Genomic DNA, 20,756 nt, shown 5'->3' with positions numbered 1-20,756 from the left:
GTTGCCAGCTTTTTTATGTTGGCGCTAATGCCTACAAAAGGTTACTGAACAGATGCCATTTTGGCCTAAGTTTTTGCCGTTTAAACAAGCCACCTGAACATTTGCCAGTTTTACTATTAGTTATTCACACCACAAAATTTTTGCTTGGTCATTAAGTGCTAATGCAGCTTCTCTAAATCTCGTCTCAATTTCAAAGCGTCTAATTTTCATCGTCGGCGTAAGCATATTATTTTCAACTGTCCATGACTCACTTGCCACAAGAATATGGCTTAACTTTTGATGGTTTTCTAGGCTTTCATTAGTATTTTGAAGAAACCGCTCAAGCTCTCGTCTAATAGCGTCTTTATCTAATAATAATGCAGTATCGCTAAGTACAACTGCCGCGAAAGGTTGAGGCCTGTTGCTCCCCATCACACACGCTAATTCTATAATATCGTGATTACACATTATTGCCTCGATAGGGGAAGGAATAATGTACTTTCCCGTTGTAGTTTTAAATTCGTCCTTTAATCGGCCTACAATTTTAAGAGCGCCCTGTTCGTCCCACTCGCCTCTATCTTTGGTTTTAAACCAGCCGTCGTCGGTGAAACTTTCACCGGTTGTCTCTGGGTTTAAATGGTAACGGTTAAATACATTGCGGCCTTTCACCTGAATCTCATTATCTTGTGAAAGACGAACCTGAGCATCAGTAAAGGGCTTGCCTATTGTACCTATCATCGAAGATTTAAACGGATAGTTAATACACCCTGCCCCCGTTACCTCGGTCATGCCCCAGGCTTCAGAAATATAGATATCAAGGGCTTCAAATTCTTCAATTATTTCTCTCGAGATTGGTGCGGCAGCCGATACCCAAATTCTTGTTTCTTCGAAACCTAAACTACACTTTATTTTTCGTTTAATACTTTGATTTATAGAAGGCTCCTTTAACAGCGCTGACAGTTTTTTCTTGGGAACAGTGTGATAAATTGAAGCAAGAAACTTGGCCCATAGGCGAGGCACTGAGAAAAAAACAGTTGGTTTTGCCGCTTTCAGGTCATCAATGAAGGTTTCAAGTGACTCGGAAAAATAAGTCACTGCTCCTGGGGCATAAATCATCATACCTTCGGTAACAACACGTTCGGCAATATGAGCAAGAGGTAGATAGGAAAAGAGCCTATCGCTTTGATTTACGTTAAACAATCTTGCAGTATCAGCACATGATGATGCATATGCAAGCTGTGTAAGTTCCACGCCTTTGGGCGTGCCCGTCGAGCCCGATGTGTACATGATACTGATAACACTATCAGCCGCCCCTTTAAAAAACTCACCGGTAAACGACTTCTGTGCCATCCAATCTTTCCATGTAATTGTGCCGTCAATCGAACCATAAGGAAGTGCTACCTGTGCAAGTGAAGAAGGAAACACCCGCATACCTATTTGATTATCGTCAAGCCTTCCGATGAATATAGCCTTGCATTTTGTGCGCTCAATAATAAAAGCCAGCGTTTTTTCATTTGCAGTTGGGTAAATGGGGATCGAAACCATACCAGCCAGCATTATCGCCCAGTCAGCTATGATCCATTCGGCGCTATTTTTGCCATAAATTGCCACAGCATCGCCTTTACCCAGCCCTAAATCATGCAAACCACCTATTAACGATCGCACCGCTTTTTCTACTTCTTTCCAAGTCCATACGCGCTGCCTTACACCATCAGGTTGGTAAAATGCCGGTTTCACAGCAAGATGTTTAAAGTTGTGGCTCAGCGCACTTAAAGGGAGTACATCATTCATTATTTCGCATCCTTAGGCAGTTAGTTAGGCACAAGGGAACTAAAACCTACCAACTGGTAGGCCAAATAGAAATAACTTACCAACTGGTAGGTTGTCAACAATAATAAAATTATTTGTAAAAAATTTTGATCGCTTAGAGGTGGCAAAATTTTTTGGTAGGACTAGGAATTGAGGGTTGTGAGACAAACAAACCGTTAGCGGAAGAGAAAGAGTGTTTTAATGGCTTTCCATTAGCTTTCATTTGTAGAAACAGGTTGAATATTGGCCCTATCAAGGGTCAATATTCACTTCGAGAAAGAGAAGCACCTATCGCAATCCCATGCAAGGTGCGCTTATTAATCAAAAATAATGCCCTTTAACATCTCCATGTGCTGCTTTTCGTGTAGCTCCCGCTCTTCACGCGTATAAAGCTTGTCGAGCGTGGGACGGGAAACCACATAGTACTGCGTTGCGCCCAACAAGTGATACACGAAAGCAAACGGTGACTGCTCTTTAAAGTACCCGTGTTGTTGCCCGCTCGTTACAATACCTACAACATCATCGAGAAACGGGCGTAAAAACCACTTATGTGCCTGTTCAGCTCGTTCGCGATTATCAAGCAGCTCACGCATAAGCAATATAATTACTCTCAATCGTTCTTCATCAGCACATACCATTCTTTTAAATAGTGCGAAGAGTTGATTTGGGGCATTATCTGATTCAGTTTTTATTTCCTCTATCAAATCGACGAGATGATGAGCGGCCTGTGCTATTACGGCTGCGTAAAGTTTTTCTTTTGAAGGGAAATGATGCAGCAGGCCTTGTTTGCTAACGCTAACCTCCGCGGCAACATCGTTAATACTTGTGCCATAAAAACCATTTTTCGAAAAAAGAATTGTGGCGGTACTTAATAACTTATCTTTCGTTTTTAATTTCACTTCATCATTCCAAAGCAAAAAGTGTAAATAGCATATTGACAGCTTACCACTTGGTAGGTATTTTGTAAAAACCTACCAACCGGTAAGTAAATTAAAATACGTATACCGCGTTTGATTTATCAAAACATACGCTTCCCGTTTAGGAGTGACATCATGAACACCGATATCGAAAAGTTGTTGATTAAAAATGCGAAACAAAACGTCGCTAACAAAACCACCTCCCTGGGTGATATTGAGGTGCGTTCAGACACTAACAGATACACTAGCCAATCTCGATTTAACGATGAACTAAAAAAGGTGTTCAATTCTTTACCGACCATTGTGGCTCATGCCTCTGAGGTAGATGAGCTCGACAGCTATAAAGAAGTTAAGACAACTATGGGCTCGTTGATTGTCAGCCGTGATTCGAACAACCTCGTGCATGTATTTAGAAACGCCTGCCGACATAGAGGTGCGAAATTAGTTGAAGGCTCGGGGTGCAGTAAGCAGTTTGTATGCCCTTACCACGCATGGTCGTATACCACTGATGGCGCTCTTAACAACATTCCAGGTCACCAGCACTGCTTTCCAAATACCAATAAGTCAGACAATGGCTTAATCGCACTGCCTAGCATTGAAATGTATGGCTTTATATGGGTATGCCCAAGCGCTGCTGAAAATGAAGATATCAAAGCCCATTTAACGGGTCACTTGGCAGGTATGAATGCGCACCTTGAGTGGCTTAAAGCAGATGAACTAACCCACTTCAAGCGCTTTACTAAGGTATGGAAGGGTAATTGGAAACTCTTTTCTGAGGGTGGGCTTGAGACTTATCACTTTGCATTTGCACACAAAGAGACCATTGCGCCGTTTTTTTACAACAATGTTGCGGTAATTGACAAGGTTGATATGCATTACCGGGTAGTTATGCCCACAAAGAACTTGTCGTCTGAGGAAGCACAGGCAACAGATGATTTATCGCTGCACGACTATAGCCACACGCTGTTCATGTTGCTGCCGAATACGGCGCTGCTTATACAAAAAGAACACGTGGAATTTATTAACTTTCGCCCGCTGAGCGCGGGAGAAACCGAAATTACTATTACCACTTTAATCCCAAATAGCGCCGATCTTAACGATATTAATCAGCTTCGTCATTGGCAGAAAAACCACGACATCACCAATACCACGCTCAACGAGGATTGGGCTTTGGGTGAGTCTATCCAATCATCGTTAGAAAGCGGCGCCCTGCCCTACATTCAATACGGTAAGAATGAGTGGGCTTTACACGCCTTTAATGAAGAGCTTGATGCACTTCTTTCAGTGTAACGACTGTTTTGCATAAAAAATTGTCTTTAGTGGCTATAAAACAAAAGGCTCGGTGAGGTAGAAGCTATGTCGCAATATAGAATATGGGAATGTCAGGCTTGTGGTTGGCTATATGATGAGGAACAAGGCTGCCCTGAAGAAGGCTTACGCCCAGGTACTAAATGGGAAGACATTCCCGACGATTGGTGTTGTCCTGAATGCGGCATTAGTAAGTCTGATTTTCAAATGAAACAAGTGCCTGAGGTAAGCGATGTTGAGCATATAAACACGCAAAAGGCATCGCTCCAACCCTTTCACAGTGAAGGCCCTGCAAGCCCAAAGCCGCTAGCCAGCCAAGGAACTCAGCACGACGATGCAAGCGATGCACCCATCGTGGTTGTGGGTTCGGGCATGGCGGGCGTTAACTTTGTAAAATCGTACCGTCAACACGACAAACATACGCCTATTATTGTTATTTGTGAAGATGACGGCACGGTTTACAGCAAGCCTCAGCTATCTAATGCTTATGCGCAACAAAAAAGTGTAGCTACGCTTACGCAAAGTTCGGCCTCGGATTTTTCACGCCAATATCGCGTTAGACTATTTACTCATACGTTGGTAGAGCATATCGACACGCACGCTAAATGCGTGTTACTCCAAGGCGGTGGAGAGCAGCCTTACGACAAGTTAGTTCTAGCGACAGGTTCATCGGCAGTGACGCCAGCTATTGAGGGTAACGCAAGTCACAAAATTCGCGTTGTAAATAACCTTACTGATTATGGACAGTTCATTACCGACGCCGCGCATGCCCGCCACATTACGATCATGGGGGCTGGCTTAATTGGCTGTGAATTTGCTGATAACCTTCTGCGGGCGGGTGTTCATGTGAGTATTGTCGACCCTCAACCCAGTGCGCTCAACGCGCTGCTGCCCAAAGAAGCTTCTACTTCACTCACTCATGCATTAGCAGAGGCAGGTGCAGCATTTCACTTTGGCACTACAGTATCGCGTGTTGAAAATGATGGGCAGGGCGCAGAAGTGTTGCTTGCTAACGGCAAGCGACTTAAAAGCGACCTTGTGCTATCAGCAATTGGTGTAAAGCCCAATATCGAGTTGGCGTTACGCGCTGACATCTCTTGTCAGCGTGGCATTTTAACCAATAGTAACCTAGAAACATCGGCGCCAGATGTGTTTGCCGTGGGAGACTGTGCGCAAGTCTCAACACAGCATGACGATGCAGGCGCTCAAATAATTGCTGATAATAAGCCTGAGCGGGTTGGCGCAGTACTGCCCTACGTCGCGCCATTACTGAATCAAGTTAAGTTACTGGCGTCAAACTTGGCCAACGAGAAAATGAACGGGAAGCAACCCGAGCATTTGTCCTACCCCATTATGCCCATTGTCGTAAAAACCAGCTGCCATCCTATAAACATGGTGCTACCCATTCATACTTCTAGTGGCCGCAGTCGTTGGATAATTGAAGAACAAAGTAATAATGGGGTTAGTGCAAGGCTGCTCGACAATAAGTTCAATACCATTGGCTATGTGTTAACAGGTTGCTTTAATACACCTAGCTCTGCAAAAGCATTCGCTCGACTCATCCCAGATTAGCATCCCGTATTACAGTTTAATTGTGCTCCATAGTTAAATCTGTCAGTACAGCCCAAACTTCAGACAAAGCAACAAAAACTACACCCGACAGTTTACTTTTAACAAAGTTAGTTTATTATGAGTAAACTACACTGTGTAGTATACTTTTAATTTTAGGTGAGAGCATGCCCGTTTTTAATCGCACACGCTTTCTTGTTGGAGTTTTATTTATGACATCTTTCTGTGGTTCTTCAAACACCCTTGCTGCAAGCGCGTCGCAACCAGAAAAATTCACTAATACGCATATTGAATATAAAACGACGTGGCGAGACATGTGGAAAGTCACCAAAGCGTATTTTCGAGACAATAGAGATGCTGCAACGCCAACGTTTGACATCCCCGTGTCGGCACTTACACCACAAATGCTTGATGAAGTTACAGAAGATAGCGTGATAAAGCTGGGCCACTCTACTACCCTATTGAAACTTACCGAGCGTTATATATTGATCGACCCAGTCTTTAGTGAACGGGCGTCTCCCGTTCAATGGATGGGACCCAAGCGTTTCCACCAAACGCCAATTTCACTGGAAGACTTGCCTAAATTAGATGCCGTTATCATAAGTCACGATCATTACGACCATTTAGATAAGGGCAGTATTGAAATATTAAAAAACAAAGTGGACATGTTCATCACACCGCTAAAAGTAGGTAATCATTTACGTGACTGGGGTGTAGATGCAAACAGAATTGTTGAATTGGATTGGTGGCAAAACACTGAGATTGGCGATATTGAAATTGTCGCCACCCCGTCTCAGCATTTTTCGGGCCGAGGTTTATTTGATAAAGATGAAACCCTTTGGGCTAGCTGGGTGATCAAATCTTCAACTACGAATATTTTCTACAGCGGTGACTCGGGCTATTTTGAAGGCTTTAAAGCGATTGGAGATAAGTATGGCCCGTTTGATTTGTCGATGATTGAAACCGGCGCGTACAACGAGCTATGGTCTGAGATTCATATGATGCCTGAAGAGAGCTTGCAAGCACATATTGATATTCAAGCCAGCGTTATGATGCCAGTGCACAACAGCACCTTTGATTTAGCACTGCATAATTGGAACGAGCCCTTAATAAAAATCACTAAACTTGCCAGTGCCAAAGGTGTCCTTACCAGCATTCCGGTTTTTGGCGAAATAGTGCCTATAAAACATGCTGGTGAAGCGCCTAATAAGACATGGTGGCTGGATAACAGGTAAAACGTATAGGCAAGGAAAACGCTTTATTACTACTCGCTTAACATTTTGTTTTACTGTACATTTGTGGTTACATTGTATAATTCGCACTCATCCATCGTATAAGCTACAATTATGTTAAGCGCCGCGTTTTTAAGCATTGGTACCGTGCTTCGAGTGTAGGCTCAGTGCGTTTTTAAATATAGGCGCAGTGCGCTTTGAGTGTAAATTGCTCAGCGTGGTTTTGCATAATATTGCATAGTAAAGCTAAGTGACCACTAAAGTGAAAATCAATTTTTCAGTCGAAGGAGATAACTGCTAGTAATGAAGCTATCTAGCCAAACTAATTTGGGTATTGTAACCCTTTTGCTTTTAGCATTTACTGCATTGTCTGTCGCCGAATTACGTAAGTTGCAATTAAACGCGTCCGAGGCGGTAACGCTGCAGGCTGAAAAAAGTGCGTTAGTTTATAAGAAGGCTGTTGCTCAACAAGTTTCTCTTTCCTCTCAAGCCGAGCGTCTATTGCTTGAAACTTTGCTAGAAAGTGCCGTGTCACACCCCAACATTTCTGCCGCATCGATTATTGGCGCAGACGGTAAAGAAGCGTTGAGCGCAAACGCCGTAAGTGAAAACACGGTGCCATCGTGGTATTCACTCGTTGACCCAAGCACTGCATATGTGAAGCGCGTCGCTTTATACAATAGTGAGAACAACCTCGTACTTACGGCGAGTAAAGGTACGCTTTCGGCTAGTTTCATCACTGTACTCGTTAAAAATATCGCTGCTTTTCTCGTCCTCGCAGTGCTTCTTTCACTTTTCGTTCTACTCGTCAACCGGCGCATAAAGCGCCCCGTTGACGACACCGTAAAAAAACTTAATGAAATTGGCAGCCATAATTTCACGTCGCCTGAAATATCGGCGTCGAGTGAAGATTTTAAGCCATTAACTGAAGCGGCTAACTCACTTGCAGGCACATTATCCACTAAATTCGATGAACTAAAGCGTCAATCAGAACTATTCAAAAAAGAAGCCAGTAAAGACTCGCTCACGATGCTAGCAAATAGAAGCGCTTTTGAGCGTCATATGCGCGCTCTATTAAATGAAAATGCTTCTGCGCAAGAAAAAGAGCTTATTATTGTCAGACTAGCTCACCTAGGCAGTATAAATACAAAATTGGGTATGGTACCGGGCGATAATTACATTAAAGCGGTGGCAAACATTTTGGTAGAAGAAACCAAAAACAACCACAATATCCGCTTTGTATTTCGATTGTCGGGCGGTGATTTCGCACTCATTAGCGAAGCAATGGAAAGCGCAGCCCGAGAAGTTATGCTTAACAATCTCGCGAAGCAATGTTTAAGCGCGTCACCGCTTCGAGATGGAACAAAAGCAACCTTCATGGGGATCACGCGGTTTGTCGGTACTATGACAATGCCGCAAATCATGGAAAGTGTAGATAGCGCTCTTATTACTGCAATGAAAACCCAAAGTGGCTGGCAGCTGGCATCTGAAATATCAAAAGTGCATAGCAATACCCAGTGGCGTGAGCGACTGAATTACATTGTGTCTCAACAGTACGCAGATATTATGATACAGCCTGTAATGAACACCGACCAAAACGTTCCCGCCTATTACGAAGCATCAGGACGCTTCAAAGATAAGGACACGAATGACGTAATTCCTATGGCGCAGCTGATTCCGGCCTCGGAGCGATTAGATCTTATCCCACAGGTAGACAAGCTTGTCACTACTATCGTTCTGAAAAAGTTAGAGGTAACCTCACAACATGTTGCTGTGAACTTGAGCATAGCTTCCATTGCAAATACTGAGTTTAGAGACTGGTTAGTGAAAGAAATCGCTAAGCGCAAGGCCCTAAGCCATCGACTGTTTTTTGAAGTAGAAGATGCCGCTTTAATTCAGTATAGAGAGGTTACAGAGTCGCTTTGCCGCCAGTTAATTAGCATAGGCTGTGGAATTACCATTGAGCGTTTTGGTGATAATTTTGCTTCACTATCTGGCCTTCGGGCGATACAACCGCAGTTTGTAAAACTCTCTGGCAGGCTAACGCAAGGCATTCACACAAATAAAGACAACCAGCTATTTGTTTCAAGCCTTGTTAGTATAGCCAAAGGCTTGAACATAAAGGTAATATCCGAAATGGTAGAAAACGAAGCGGAATCGGTGGCGTTGAATAAGCTAGGGGTTGATCACCAGCAGGGCTACTATTTTGCAAAGCCATCACTGTGGAATGTGTATTAATACAGCGCTTTTTGATGATACTTAATAGGCGTTTACCGTGAACGAATGTGTGAAGACGGCACGGATGTGTGAAGACGGCACGGATGTGTGAAAAATAGTTAGCGCCTTAAACGACTTTTTAAACCTAACGACTTTGCTCCTTATATAAGCTCTCTATGGCGTCAGCGCTTATTGGCCTTGAATACAGATAGCCTTGTACAAATTCTACATTTAGGGATTTACAATAGTCAGATTGGCTTTCTGTTTCCACCCCTTCCACCACAATCTTCAAGTTTAGCTTATGGCCCACGTTAACTATGGCTTCCATTAATGCACTATCGTACTCATTTTCCGGTGCGCCCCCTAGAAAAGAGCGGTCGATTTTTAGATGCGTTACCGGAAAGTGCTTCAAATAACTTAGCGAAGAATAGCCAGTGCCAAAATCGTCAATTGAGATTTCCACGCCTAATGCCCTCTGTGCTCGAAGGTTTTCTAAAATAGTACTGTCTGATTTTATTAGCACGTTTTCAGTAAGCTCTAACCCAATATCTTTAGGCAGCAAGCTGTATTCGTCGCGATAAGCAGTAAGGCATTTAAAGTAAGAGCTTTTCTCTAGCTCTTTACCTGAAACGTTAATATCGATACGAATTTCAATACCTTTTTGCTTCCATTCTTGCGCCTGTTGGCACGCTTTTCTAAGCACCCAGTTTCCTATATCGCCTATAAGCTCACCGCGCTCAGCGATAGGTATAAAGACATCAGGAGGTACGGCTTTAGTTTTATCTACGGGACACCATCTAAGAAGCGCTTCACATGAAGAAAACTTACCGGTTTTAACATCGACTTGGGGTTGAAATACAAGTTCGAATTCATCATTGCTCAGCGATTTTCTTAAATTAGCGGCTATGTTTCTCTGCTCGCGAAGCCGCAGACTTAAAGCGTTGGTGAAAAAGTGATATCTGTTGCGGCCCTCAGCCTTCGCCTGGTACATAGCTGCATCAGCATGCTTAAGAAGGTCGTCAATCACATCGCCATCACGAGGATACAAACTGATGCCAATGCTAGAGGTAATATGGACATTTTCAGTACTTAGCGCAAAGCTCTCACGAAAACAGTCGGACAGGGTTTTAGCGATTTCCTCACACTTAATTTCGCAGCTTACATCGTTAGCCAAGTAAACAAACTCATCGCCACCAAATCGGGCTAGTACTCCGCTAGTGCTGTCAATGCAGCCTGACAAGCGCTTGGCAACTGATTTTAGAAGTTCATCACCCCAAGTATGCCCTAGGGTATCGTTAACCTCTTTAAACATATCTAAGTCGATAAAGAACAACGCAAAACCTGTCTTAGACGACTTTGCATCTTCAATAACAGAGGTTAAACACAGCTCTAGCGCGCGCCTGTTGGGCAAGTTAGTGAGTAAGTCAGTTGACGCCATTAGCTCCAACTCTTGACGTATCTCATGCTGTTCGGTTAAGTCAATATCAACACAATACATCTCTGGCGAATCAGTGCCTTGCTTTAACATTACGTGAGAAGAAAAAACGTGGACGGGTTGACCGCCCTTTTTCTTTAACACCAATTCATCGGAAGGGATAGGCTCATCGAACTCTATCCAGCGCTGATGAAGTCTGATAACGTCATCTCGCATAAAGTTTGGAATAATGAGGTCTTCAAGCTTTTTACCCAGCGCTTCGGTTTCGCTGTAGCCATAAATATCTTCACTTGATTTATTCCAGTAAATGACATTTCTGTGCTTGTCGTACCCTTGCACAGATACCTTTGGTAAGGCACTAATAAGCTCTAGGAACCGCCTCTCGGCAGCACCATGTTGTCCAAACAACAAAGGCCCTTCGTATCTCTGCAAGCTCATCGTACTCCCGTAACTACTGTTTAAGTACTCAGCGTTCGAAAAAATTATCACCACTATTTCAGTGTAGTATAAAACCAATAATTAGATGGTCTTATAAGATCCAATACCCAACACGGATGAGTAAATACAGTGACTGCTTATACACCATAGCGCGCGAATAGCACAAATAGGATTCGACAAAGGTAGAAAATTTTTTGATGAAAAATAGATGGTGCGTCTACCCTGATTCGAACAGGGGACCTCTACCATGTCAAGGTAGCGCTCTAACCAACTGAGCTATAGACGCATTTAGAAATTTGTTGCACCTGTGAGGTGGGCGATTGCCAGACAACGGCGCGTATAATACTGAGCATAGGCGCCACCTGCAAGAAAAACTTATCAAAAGAAGGTTCAAGTGACTAATTTGACAGCAATTAGCCATTTAGTTAAAGCATTGCAGTTCCTTTATATCATTTTAAAAGGAAGTGGCTTGATAGCGTCAACTAAGGTCCCGTCGTTTACAGCACGCATAAAGTATTCACCCAACCTGTCGGTTTCCTTGAGCACCGTTTGCCAGTATTTAATGCGCGTGTCAGCATCGAGCACTTCAAAGTCTTTCCTGTCTGGAATTTTGCTGTAAGGCAAATTTGCTACAAAAGACGCTGAAGGAACTAACATCACTACATTATCGTAGCTTGAACTATGGGGCACCCTGCCCTTTAAGCCCTTATCAAACCATCCTGGGATAGGCTTATCGTAAAAATGCGGGTACAGCACTAATCCGTCGTCAGGTCCAAATGACAAATCGAAATGGTAGTCGATAATACCGCCATCGCGATACATACCTACAGGTGCACCTTCTATTTCCGGTACACCTTCAATCACAATGGGAATAGAACCCGATGCAAGTAACGCAGAGTGTATATTCCCCTGTGTTAGATCATGGTACTTAGTAGGAAGCTGGTAAGGGTCGTTAATGGCAAAGTCCGTATTCGGGGTAGAAAAGACATAACGTGTGTATAAGCGCGACAAATTTTTGCGATTAACTGTGTTAGCCGCTGCGCTCATAGCTAAGCCCGAAAGCTGCCTGAATTTACTTTCAAAACGGGTAGCCCCTAAACACTTAGCAACAATAAGGTGGGCTTTGAAGCGAGAATTAGACAGCACCTCTTGCTTGCCCGCGTCGTTTACCATTTCTTTCAACAAGTCTTCGGCTTTAGCGGTGATTTCTCTCGGTGTTGGTTTTTCGCTGTACGTTGTCGTCGAGTAAGAAGTCGCTAAACGGTTTATGGCAGCCAACGGGTCGTCTTGGACAGCACAAATTGCACGAAACGCACCTGCTGATGAGCCAATAACATGTATTTGATGATCAATATTGGCCAACCATTCAGGAAATAGCACGCGGTCTAGGCCAGCAAGTGAAAACCATTTAGGGCCGCCAGAAGCCCCTAAAAAATAGCTGAACAACTCTGGCGTAAACCCGTTTTTCATTATGGTTTCACGTGCTTTTTTACCTGCGTATATATCTAGGGGGGCCACTCAATTTCCTTGCTATGTTTTCTTAATGAAGCTCTTATAAATGCTTTGCTACAAGCGCTGACTAATAGCGATTGCTGAATATTTATAGGGCAAAAAGCTATGAATAATAGACGCCACTGCTGCGCCATTTGATTAGTTCGGAGGAATTTAACAGTTAAAGGGGTAAAAGTAATCTTTATGGCGTGTAACACACGTCTGCTCAGACCAGACCCATCAAGGATTTCACCCGAATTTTAAGGCTTGAGCGCATCTATCACTTTTAGAAATATTTGGTACTCAGCGTCAGTGATATTTTTTAATCGCCTATTTTGCCAGCGGATGATTCTCGGCAACAAGGTTTGGTAAATTTGCACACCTATTATAGACAGTGAAATAAAGGTGGCGCGTTTGTCATCTTCACAGGAGCGTTTATGGATAGCGTCTCGTTTCGCCAGTCGCTCTAGCGCTCGTGAAACTTGAACCTTGTCAAGACGCGTTGCCATAGCGAGTTCCTTTGCTGTCAGCGAAGACTCTTGCGCACTATCGATGGTAGCACCTAACGTGGCTAGAATACGCCACTCTGGGACAGTGAGATTAAAGTCAGCATATTCTTTTGCGAGCGACTCACTTAAACCACTGGCTAACATGGCTACCTTGTAGGCCAGCATGTCTTCTAGCTTCATGTGCTATTTCCTTTTATAAAAGAAAGCCAGTTAACGCCTATTACTAAAGGTGTAAAGCTAGCGTACCAACACCTGCTTTACCCTTAACCCGCCAACTGTCTGCCTATTATTGATTTACATTTCATTTACCTCTAGCCTAAAACATATAGTTTCATTTGTAACTACTTTATTATTGATTCGGGAACAGGATCCAACACTGAGTCCGCCTATTGGAGGGTATATGGAAAACTTGTCTTATTTAACGGGCTTTAACAATGAGCACGAGACTGAAGCGCTGCCAGGCGCACTTCCTAAAGGCCAGTTCAGCCCACAGAAAGTGAACTATAAGCTTTATGCTGAACAGTTTAGCAGTACTGCATTTACTGCTCCTAGGGCTGAGAATCGCCGCAGCTGGACGTATCGTCTGCGCCCATCTATCGCAATGGGGGACTTTGTAAGAATTGATAATGGCCTGGTAAGAACTGCGCCAGAGACTGACGTGCATTGCCCACCTAATGTATTGAGATGGAGTCCAATACCGCTCCCTGAACAAGCCATTGATTTTGTAGATTCGCTAATCACCATTGCCATTAACGGAGACGCTAACGCGCAGGTAGGTATGGGGATTCATTGCTACAGCGCCAACGCAAATATGCAAAACCGTGTTTTCTATTCATCTGATGGTGAAATGCTTATTGTTCCTCAACTTGGCAACATGTTAATTACCACCGAATTTGGCAAGCTCAATTTGTCGGTGGGTGAAATTGCGGTTATACCTCGTGGTGTTCGTTTCGCTGTTAACCCTACTAATGGCCCGATTCGCGGGTATGTTTGCGAAAACTACGGCCACCCTTTTGTACTGCCTGAACGCGGCCCGGTTGGCGCAAATGGCTATGCTAACCAACGAGACTTTTGTTACCCCACGGCTTGGTTTGAAGATAACGATACGCCTCATACCATGGTCAACAAGTTCTGCGGTAATCTGTTTGAAGCCAAACTTGATCATTCGCCCTTTGATGTGGTGGCTTGGGTAGGTAACTCTGCACCTTACAAATACGACCTTTCTCGTTTCAACGTTATGAATACCGTGAGTTTCGATCATCCTGATCCGTCTATTTTCACCGTACTTACCTCACCGTCTGAGCTAGAGGGTACAGCGAACGTAGACTTCGTTATTTTTCCACCAAGGTGGATGGTAGCAGAAAATACCTTTCGCCCACCGTATTACCACAGAAACATCATGAGTGAATTTATGGGGCTTATTGAAGGTACGTACGATGCAAAAGAACACGGCTTCGTGCCGGGGGGTATGAGTCTCCACAACTGCATGACCCCTCATGGACCTGAAGCGGAAGTTTTTGAAAAAGCATCTAACGCTGATTTAGCCCCCCAGCGCTACGAAAACACATTGGCATTTATGTTTGAGTCTCGCTATGCCATTGCACCGACGGAATTTGCTTTAAATAATGACATTCGCCAACGGGACTATTTGGCGTGTTGGAGAGGTCTTAAGAAATATTATGATGGGCAGAAGTAGACGCGCGACTCCCACTGATGCTTACAAGTATTAAAAGGTTTACTTGTTTTGCTACCTGTATCAATTTATGAACACAGGAATCGGCCGTAAAACTTGTTATATAAATAATAATTTCAATAGGTTAGAGCGTGTCTATTTACTCTAACCTAAGGTTACAGCCACAGGTGAAAACTAAACGTTACAGCCTCGCTTTCCATTCGCAAAAAGGTCATACACGCTACCTATTGCTTGCTTTTTCACTGCAGCTTTACAATCGAGCAACAATTATAAAGTATGATTTACGTTGAGGATGTATTGCTATGGCTGATTTGTTTGAAAACCCAATTGGTTTGGATGGGTTTGAATTTCTAGAGTTCACTGCGCCAGAAAAAGGCATACTAGAGCCTATCTTTGAAGCGATGGGCTTTACCCTTGTCGCACGCCACAAATCAAAAGACGTCGAGCTATGGCGTCAGGGCGACATCAACCTACTGAGTAACTACGAAAAAGACTGTCATGCAGGCTACTATGCTGAAGAGCACGGTCCTTCAGCGTGTGGCATGGCTTTTCGCGTTAAAGATTCCCAGCACGCTTATAAAGAAGTACTTACTCGCGGTGCACAGCCTATGGACACACACACGGGCCCAATGGAATTGAAACTCCCTGCAATAAAAGGCATTGGTGGTGCCATGCTGTACCTTATTGACCGTTATGAAGGCGAGAACACTATCTATGATATCGACTTCAACTGGATTGAAGGGGTAGATCGCCACCCTGAAGGATGCGGATTCCATACCCTCGACCACCTTACCCACAATGTGTATCGCGGTCGCATGGATTTCTGGGCAGGATTTTACGAAAAGCTATTTAATTTCAGAGAAATTCGCTACTTCGACATTAAAGGGGAATATACCGGCCTACTGTCGAAAGCTATGACAGCGCCAGACGGTAAAATTCGAATTCCGCTAAACGAAGAAGCAGTTGGCGGTGGCGGCCAAATTGAAGAATTCTTAATGAAGTATAACGGTGAAGGTATTCAGCATATTGCTTTCGCTTGTGACGACCTAGTGGCGTGCTTAGATAAGCTGAAAGCAAGAGGCATGAAGTTTATGACCCCTCCGCCCAATACCTATTATGAAATGCTGGAAGAGCGCTTGCCTGGTCATGGTGAGAACGTTGACGAGCTTCAAAAACGCGGTATTTTGCTTGATGGTACTACCGAGAATGGAGAACCTCGCTTGTTACTTCAGATTTTCTCTGAAACCGTATTTGGCCCGGTATTCTTTGAATTTATTCAGCGCAAGCAGGATGAAGGTTTTGGAGAGGGTAACTTCAAAGCTCTGTTTGAATCTATTGAACGGGATCAAGTTAACCGCGGTGTGCTGAACAAGTAGCCCCGACACAAAAAAGTAACCCCGGGCGTATTTAGCAAGCGAGCGCGTAACGCTGAGCAAGTAATCCCGTCGCGCTAGGCGAGCTAAATCGCTTAGTAGGCTGTCGAAAAAAGCAGCGAGTAGCTCTACACGCTGCTTTTTAATTTTTCGATTTTAGAGCGCTATTTCTAATCGTAGTGATTATTTAATCCCTGCTTAGCTTTGTCCTTTTTCATAAAGCGCACATGCTGCACCACTTGGGTCAGTAATTACACAAAAGCTGTCTTTGCCATGGTGGCGTATGTCACCCACCTGCTTTCCGCCCTTTTCAATAACCGCATTTAAAGCTGACTCGAGGTTTTCCACCGTGAAATAGTTAATCCACCCGCCTGGGTACTGCGCATTAACACCTTGCTTATGACAAATACCGCCTACTGGCGTACCGTCAGGCTTCAACATGACGTAATCGTTGTAGCCTCCCATATCAATGGGTTCTTTCTTCCACCCCATCACTGCTTCATAAAAGCTGACGAGTTCATCTGCATTTTCTACAGTAATATCGCACCATGAAGAATCTGACATTGTTTTTTCTCTTTTGTTAGAGTTAGGAATAAGGTCAATCGCTTTCGTAAAAGCTTAGGCTAAACGTGCAATAAAACTGTTTTGCTATAGCTGTTTTGTTATAACTGAATTATGCTTTTGCTGTGCTTTGACCCGACGTTTGTTCCTACTTTTGCCTCAAGCCTTAACCCAAATCTTGCTCTTGTACTTTGGAGAAAACCCTCCACCTTGTTTCTGACTTTAGTACTTTCCGAATTATTTGTTAAATAAAAGATCGATTTAACTTACTCACGGTTTTAAACAAAAGTTTTTAAGCGGTAGATCCCTGGTAAGTCGCCGCTTATTACTGTTTTAAATTTTTTAAAAAAGTGACGCTTGTCAAGCTAAGAAATTGCAAAATGACCAAACATTTTTTATTTTAGTTGTAGACATGACCTGTGGAAAATGCTTGTAAAATAGAGAATGTTATCCACTGAGCATTGTTTGCACAGTTTATTTAATTATTTAATATCAGTAACTTACAATAAGACCCCAAACTACTCAACAAACTTATCCACAGATTAAGTGGATAACACGTAGCACTTAATCACAGTTAGTGGTTTAATGTGAATATCTTCGAAGTTATCTTTTTTCCGATTTTTTCATGCCAAAACAAACACTGCTAGTTAGAGAATCTTTGTTTACAATTCATAGCCTGGATCCAGAAAGTGATATCCCAGCCTCTGTACTCAATAGCCCGCTCTTTTTTCTGGGTAAAACAGAAGATGAATTGTCTATCGTTGTGCCAGACTCTATCAATGTTCCCTCCCTTGATAGCGACGAAGGTTGGCGTGCACTCGAGTTGCTAGGGCCTTTGCATTTGTCTATGGTAGGGATCATGGCACAAATAGGCGAAGTATTAGCATCGGCTAAGGTGGCAATTTTCGTTGTCTCAACCTTTGATACTGATTTCTTTTTAGTAAAAGATAACAAACTAAAAGATGCTATTAGCGCCCTCAAAGGCGCGGGTTATACAGTAAGTCAGGACATTTAAAACCGTGAACGCTAAGCAATTGCAGTGCCCGCCAGACAGTTATACCAAGCAATTCGTCATCTTAAGTCCATTTTCGGGGCAGGTAGTATCACTTTGCGATATTGACGACCCTTTTTATAAAAATGGGCTTATGGGGCCAGGCGCCGCCATAAGTTCTAATTCAAATTCCGTGATTTCGCCTTTCGCTGGCAAAGTTTTAAGCGTTTCGCCGCTAGACTATGCTATCGATATACAGTCTACCGCTGGTCTTAAATGCAAAATTAAATACGGCGGTGATACAACTCATCTGCATGGCGCACAATTTGTCTGCGCGTTGAAGCGCGGCGACCAAATTAAACCCAACCAGGTACTTTTTACTGTAAATGCCGCATGGCTGAAACAGCGTGGTGTAAGCAACACGTGTGCGCTGACCTTGCTTAATGCCCAAGCGCTTACCGGTGTGCTGTCCACTCACCAAAAATTTGTAGAAGCCGGTGAAGATACACTTTTAACTCTCTACTTATAGCTTTACCCTTTGCCAGAACATAGGTTTTCACCTTCAAAAACTATCGCGAGTGAGTTTAACAACGTATCAACTGCTTGTATGATGTAGCAAACAAGAAAAGTCGACAGCTGAAATACTGTTGGTGCCCAAAACGCGCTTAGCATTTTTCTTCTTATGCACCGGCATGAATACTGGATTTAATGGCACGCTGGCAACTGTGTCTTCTTCAAATAAACAACAAAGTAGTACGGAATAAATCACCATGAGCACAATCCTTTATGGGATCCCAAACTGTGACACCATCAAAAAAGCGAAGAAATGGTTAGCAGATAACGATATCCCGTTCACCTTTCACGACTACCGTAAAGACGGTATCGACAACGATTTCCTTGTACGCGCTGAGTCTGAGCTTGGCTGGGAAACCATGTTAAACAAACGTGGAACAACCTATCGCCAGCTAGAAGAGCAAGAAAAAGCAAACTTAGACAAAGACAAAGCGCTCGCTTTGCTAGAGCTTCATCCCGCTATGGTTAAACGCCCTATTCTGTATCACAACAATGCTTTTCACACTGGTTTTAAGCCTGCACAGTATGAGGAAATATTTTGTTAAACGACTCTGTTATTGAAATTGCCAAGCAACTCATAAACCGCCGCTCTGTAACGCCCGATGATGCAGGCTGCCAAGAAGCCATGGGCGAGTTTTTAGGCGCTTTGGGGTTTGACAATGAAACTATGGTGTTTGAAGACACCACTAACCTTTGGTCTCGCCGAGGAAAAGAAGGCCCTGTATTTTGTTTTGCAGGCCATACCGATGTGGTACCAAGCGGCCCGGAGTCAGCATGGAAAACACCACCATTTACAGCGACAGAAGTTGATGGCTATTTGCACGGCCGCGGCGCTGCCGACATGAAAGGCAGCCTTGCCGCTATGCTTGTCGCCACCCGGGAATTTGTGAACAAGTATCCAGATCACAAGGGTAGCATTGCTTACCTTATAACGAGCGACGAAGAAGGCCCGTTTATTAACGGCACTACACGCGTTATCGACACCCTAGAAGCGCGAAACGAAAAGATTGACTGGTGTATTGTAGGTGAACCTTCTTCAACAGACGAAGTTGGTGATATTGTCAAAAATGGTCGTAGAGGCTCATTAACGGGTGATTTAGTTGTAAAGGGCGTACAAGGTCATGTTGCCTACCCTCATCTAGCTAACAACCCTGTACACAGCGCTATGGCAGCGCTTGATGAATTAGCAAAATCACACTGGGATAACGGTAACGACTTCTTCCCACCCACCAGCTTTCAGATTTCGAATATTCACGCAGGTACAGGTGCAGGTAATGTAATACCAGGCGAACTTCACGTTTGCTTCAACTTCCGTTTTTCGACAGAAGTAACCGACCAACTTCTTATTGAACGTGTCACCGCTATTTTAGACGCCCACGATTTTGAGTACGAGATAAACTGGACCTTTAATGGACAACCATTTTTGACCGATACAGGCGCGCTATTAGAGGCAACCCAAGGTGCGATTGCTGCAGTTAAAGGTACACCTACGGTACTCTCTACTGCTGGCGGCACATCTGACGGACGCTTTATTGCACCTACGGGGGCACAAGTTATTGAGCTAGGCCCGGTTAACGCCACTATTCACAAAGTTGACGAGTGCGTAAAAATGGCTGACCTAGAGCAACTTGCAGATATGTACTTCGGTATCTTAGAACGCTTGCTGGCTAAATAGCTTTTTTGTCTTACATGAATCAGATTCCGCAACAAGCATGGCTAGGCCAGCACAACGACTACCTTGTTGATGCTGGCAATGGCCATAGGCTTCATCAAGACGTTATTTCGCCCTTTCTTGCTATGCAAGATGCTGCGCACAATGACGGTATAGACTTACAGTTAGTCAGTAGCTTTCGCGATTTTGATAGGCAAGCTGCCATTTTTAACCGCAAGTGGACGGGGCAGGCGCAGCTTCTTGATGTTAACGGCACAGCACTTCCTTTCGAAACGCTAAGTGACGATGAAAAACTCCATGCTATTTTGACCTGGTCTGCGCTACCTGGCGGCAGTCGTCATCATTGGGGTACCGATATTGACGTCTATGACAGATCTGCTGTGCACAAGTGGGATGGCAACTTTAACCTTGTAGAAAGCGAATACCTTAGTGGCGGCCCCTGTCACAACCTTTCTTGTTGGCTTGCTGATAATATGGAACAGTTCGGTTTCTACCGTCCTTTCTCTGTTAATAGTGGTGGTGTGGCCGTTGAGCCTTGGCATTTAAGCTTTAAAAGTACTGCAAGTACCTTTGAAAGTGCTAGGAACCTAGACGGTTTCACACAAGCTATCGAACAAAGCGGTATAGAAGGTAAATCGTGTATTTTGCCGCAGCTGCCTAACTTGTATAATCGCTACGTTTTGAACAAAGGGCGCTAGCCTACGGAATTTTTATGAGTACTACCTGGGTCATTATCGTTATTGTTTTGGTATTAGGCGTAGTTATTGGAAATATTACGTTACTTAAATACAGCGCTAAGTTTAAATTCCCTACCCCCTCTAAGCCTTTTGATGATGAAGGTGATGAATATGATGACGAGTACGACAATCCAAATAAAGACGCTAACCGCCCACATGCCGAGAATGAAGCGGCGGGCGACCATGCTTCGTTGACACAAACAAATAATGAAAGTGGCAATAACGACAAGAAACCCGTGAAATAGCTTTTTC

At 43.8% G+C, this 20,756-nt stretch carries 19 protein-coding genes and 1 tRNA gene; 12 read left to right on the top strand and 8 right to left on the bottom strand.

Going from position 1 to position 20,756, the window contains the following annotated elements; genetic code table 11:
* Positions 1 to 120: 120 nt before the first annotated feature.
* Together ACXAGK_RS09150 and ACXAGK_RS09145 are read right to left on the bottom strand one after the other, a co-directional pair.
* Positions 121 to 1,770 (bottom strand): AMP-binding protein, encoded by a 1,650-nt coding sequence (locus ACXAGK_RS09150; RefSeq protein ID WP_474855809.1) that lies wholly within the window; start codon positions 1,768 to 1,770, stop codon positions 121 to 123.
* Between the two features lie 335 nt (positions 1,771 to 2,105).
* Complete coding sequence (locus ACXAGK_RS09145; RefSeq protein WP_474808687.1) at positions 2,106 to 2,687, bottom strand: TetR/AcrR family transcriptional regulator; 582 nt, start codon at positions 2,685 to 2,687, stop codon at positions 2,106 to 2,108.
* Between the two features lie 153 nt (positions 2,688 to 2,840).
* Between ACXAGK_RS09145 and ACXAGK_RS09140 the strand changes: the two genes are divergently transcribed.
* The 4 genes from ACXAGK_RS09140 to ACXAGK_RS09125 all read left to right on the top strand — a co-directional run bounded on the left by ACXAGK_RS09140 (position 2,841) and on the right by ACXAGK_RS09125 (position 9,052).
* Positions 2,841 to 3,995 (top strand): aromatic ring-hydroxylating oxygenase subunit alpha, encoded by a 1,155-nt coding sequence (locus ACXAGK_RS09140; protein WP_474855807.1) that lies wholly within the window; start codon positions 2,841 to 2,843, stop codon positions 3,993 to 3,995.
* 66 nt (positions 3,996 to 4,061) lie between these two features.
* Positions 4,062 to 5,585 (top strand): FAD-dependent oxidoreductase, encoded by a 1,524-nt coding sequence (locus ACXAGK_RS09135; protein ID WP_474855805.1) that lies wholly within the window; start codon positions 4,062 to 4,064, stop codon positions 5,583 to 5,585.
* 209 nt (positions 5,586 to 5,794) lie between these two features.
* Entirely contained in the window at positions 5,795 to 6,817 is a 1,023-nt protein-coding gene (locus tag ACXAGK_RS09130; RefSeq protein ID WP_474855803.1) for an MBL fold metallo-hydrolase, read from the top strand.
* A gap of 300 nt (positions 6,818 to 7,117) precedes the next feature.
* A complete protein-coding gene (locus ACXAGK_RS09125; protein ID WP_474855801.1) occupies positions 7,118 to 9,052 on the top strand; it encodes an EAL domain-containing protein in 1,935 nt (644 codons plus the stop codon).
* 124 nt (positions 9,053 to 9,176) lie between these two features.
* Here ACXAGK_RS09125 and ACXAGK_RS09120 read toward each other — a convergent pair whose 3' ends face one another.
* From ACXAGK_RS09120 to ACXAGK_RS09105, 4 genes are all read right to left on the bottom strand, one after another.
* Positions 9,177 to 10,904, bottom strand: a complete 1,728-nt coding sequence (locus ACXAGK_RS09120; protein ID WP_474855799.1) for a sensor domain-containing protein — start codon at positions 10,902 to 10,904, stop codon at positions 9,177 to 9,179.
* Positions 10,905 to 11,113: 209 nt separating this feature from the next.
* Positions 11,114 to 11,190, bottom strand: a tRNA-Val gene (locus ACXAGK_RS09115).
* Between the two features lie 158 nt (positions 11,191 to 11,348).
* Positions 11,349 to 12,422, bottom strand: a complete 1,074-nt coding sequence (locus tag ACXAGK_RS09110; RefSeq protein ID WP_474855797.1) for a patatin-like phospholipase family protein — start codon at positions 12,420 to 12,422, stop codon at positions 11,349 to 11,351.
* A gap of 233 nt (positions 12,423 to 12,655) precedes the next feature.
* Positions 12,656 to 13,084, bottom strand: a complete 429-nt coding sequence (locus ACXAGK_RS09105; RefSeq protein ID WP_474855794.1) for a MarR family winged helix-turn-helix transcriptional regulator — start codon at positions 13,082 to 13,084, stop codon at positions 12,656 to 12,658.
* Positions 13,085 to 13,304: 220 nt separating this feature from the next.
* Here ACXAGK_RS09105 and hmgA point away from each other — a divergent pair, with 220 nt between their 5' ends.
* Both hmgA and hppD read left to right on the top strand, forming a co-directional pair.
* Positions 13,305 to 14,600: a homogentisate 1,2-dioxygenase gene (hmgA, locus tag ACXAGK_RS09100; RefSeq protein WP_474855792.1), complete on the top strand. Its 1,296-nt coding sequence runs from the start codon at positions 13,305 to 13,307 to the stop codon at positions 14,598 to 14,600.
* A 299-nt stretch (positions 14,601 to 14,899) separates the two neighbouring features.
* Positions 14,900 to 15,973, top strand: a complete 1,074-nt coding sequence (hppD, locus tag ACXAGK_RS09095; RefSeq protein WP_474807561.1) for a 4-hydroxyphenylpyruvate dioxygenase — start codon at positions 14,900 to 14,902, stop codon at positions 15,971 to 15,973.
* Positions 15,974 to 16,168: 195 nt separating this feature from the next.
* Here hppD and ACXAGK_RS09090 read toward each other — a convergent pair whose 3' ends face one another.
* Positions 16,169 to 16,534 (bottom strand): VOC family protein, encoded by a 366-nt coding sequence (locus ACXAGK_RS09090; RefSeq protein ID WP_474807563.1) that lies wholly within the window; start codon positions 16,532 to 16,534, stop codon positions 16,169 to 16,171.
* 622 nt (positions 16,535 to 17,156) lie between these two features.
* Here ACXAGK_RS09090 and ACXAGK_RS09085 point away from each other — a divergent pair.
* Entirely contained in the window at positions 17,157 to 17,546 is a 390-nt protein-coding gene (locus ACXAGK_RS09085) for an ACT domain-containing protein (protein ID WP_474807565.1), read from the top strand.
* A gap of 4 nt (positions 17,547 to 17,550) precedes the next feature.
* Positions 17,551 to 18,051: a PTS sugar transporter subunit IIA gene (locus ACXAGK_RS09080; RefSeq protein ID WP_474855789.1), complete on the top strand. Its 501-nt coding sequence runs from the start codon at positions 17,551 to 17,553 to the stop codon at positions 18,049 to 18,051.
* Between the two features lie 66 nt (positions 18,052 to 18,117).
* Here ACXAGK_RS09080 and ACXAGK_RS09075 read toward each other — a convergent pair whose 3' ends face one another.
* Complete coding sequence (locus ACXAGK_RS09075) at positions 18,118 to 18,294, bottom strand: hypothetical protein (protein ID WP_474855787.1); 177 nt, start codon at positions 18,292 to 18,294, stop codon at positions 18,118 to 18,120.
* Here ACXAGK_RS09075 and ACXAGK_RS09070 point away from each other — a divergent pair.
* The 4 genes from ACXAGK_RS09070 to ACXAGK_RS09055 are packed head-to-tail and all read left to right on the top strand — an operon-like array spanning position 18,293 to position 20,749.
* Entirely contained in the window at positions 18,293 to 18,640 is a 348-nt protein-coding gene (locus ACXAGK_RS09070) for an ArsC family reductase (protein ID WP_474855785.1), read from the top strand. The two genes, ACXAGK_RS09075 and ACXAGK_RS09070, sit on opposite strands and share 2 nt — an antisense overlap.
* Positions 18,634 to 19,770, top strand: coding sequence for a succinyl-diaminopimelate desuccinylase (gene dapE / locus ACXAGK_RS09065; protein ID WP_474855783.1), 1,137 nt, complete (start codon positions 18,634 to 18,636; stop codon positions 19,768 to 19,770). Before ACXAGK_RS09070 ends, dapE begins: the two co-directional genes overlap by 7 nt.
* Before the next feature lie 14 nt (positions 19,771 to 19,784).
* The gene (locus tag ACXAGK_RS09060) at positions 19,785 to 20,465 is read left to right on the top strand and encodes a M15 family metallopeptidase (protein WP_474855781.1); all 681 of its coding nucleotides are present in this window, start codon (positions 19,785 to 19,787) and stop codon (positions 20,463 to 20,465) included.
* Between the two features lie 14 nt (positions 20,466 to 20,479).
* Entirely contained in the window at positions 20,480 to 20,749 is a 270-nt protein-coding gene (locus ACXAGK_RS09055) for a DUF2897 family protein (RefSeq protein WP_474855779.1), read from the top strand.
* Positions 20,750 to 20,756 lie beyond the last annotated feature (7 nt).

It is taken from the genome of Alteromonas sp. ABM1_013 (assembly GCF_056160505.1).
Note: the sequence above shows the minus strand (reverse complement) of the source record. Positions and strands in the feature narration are given on the sequence as shown.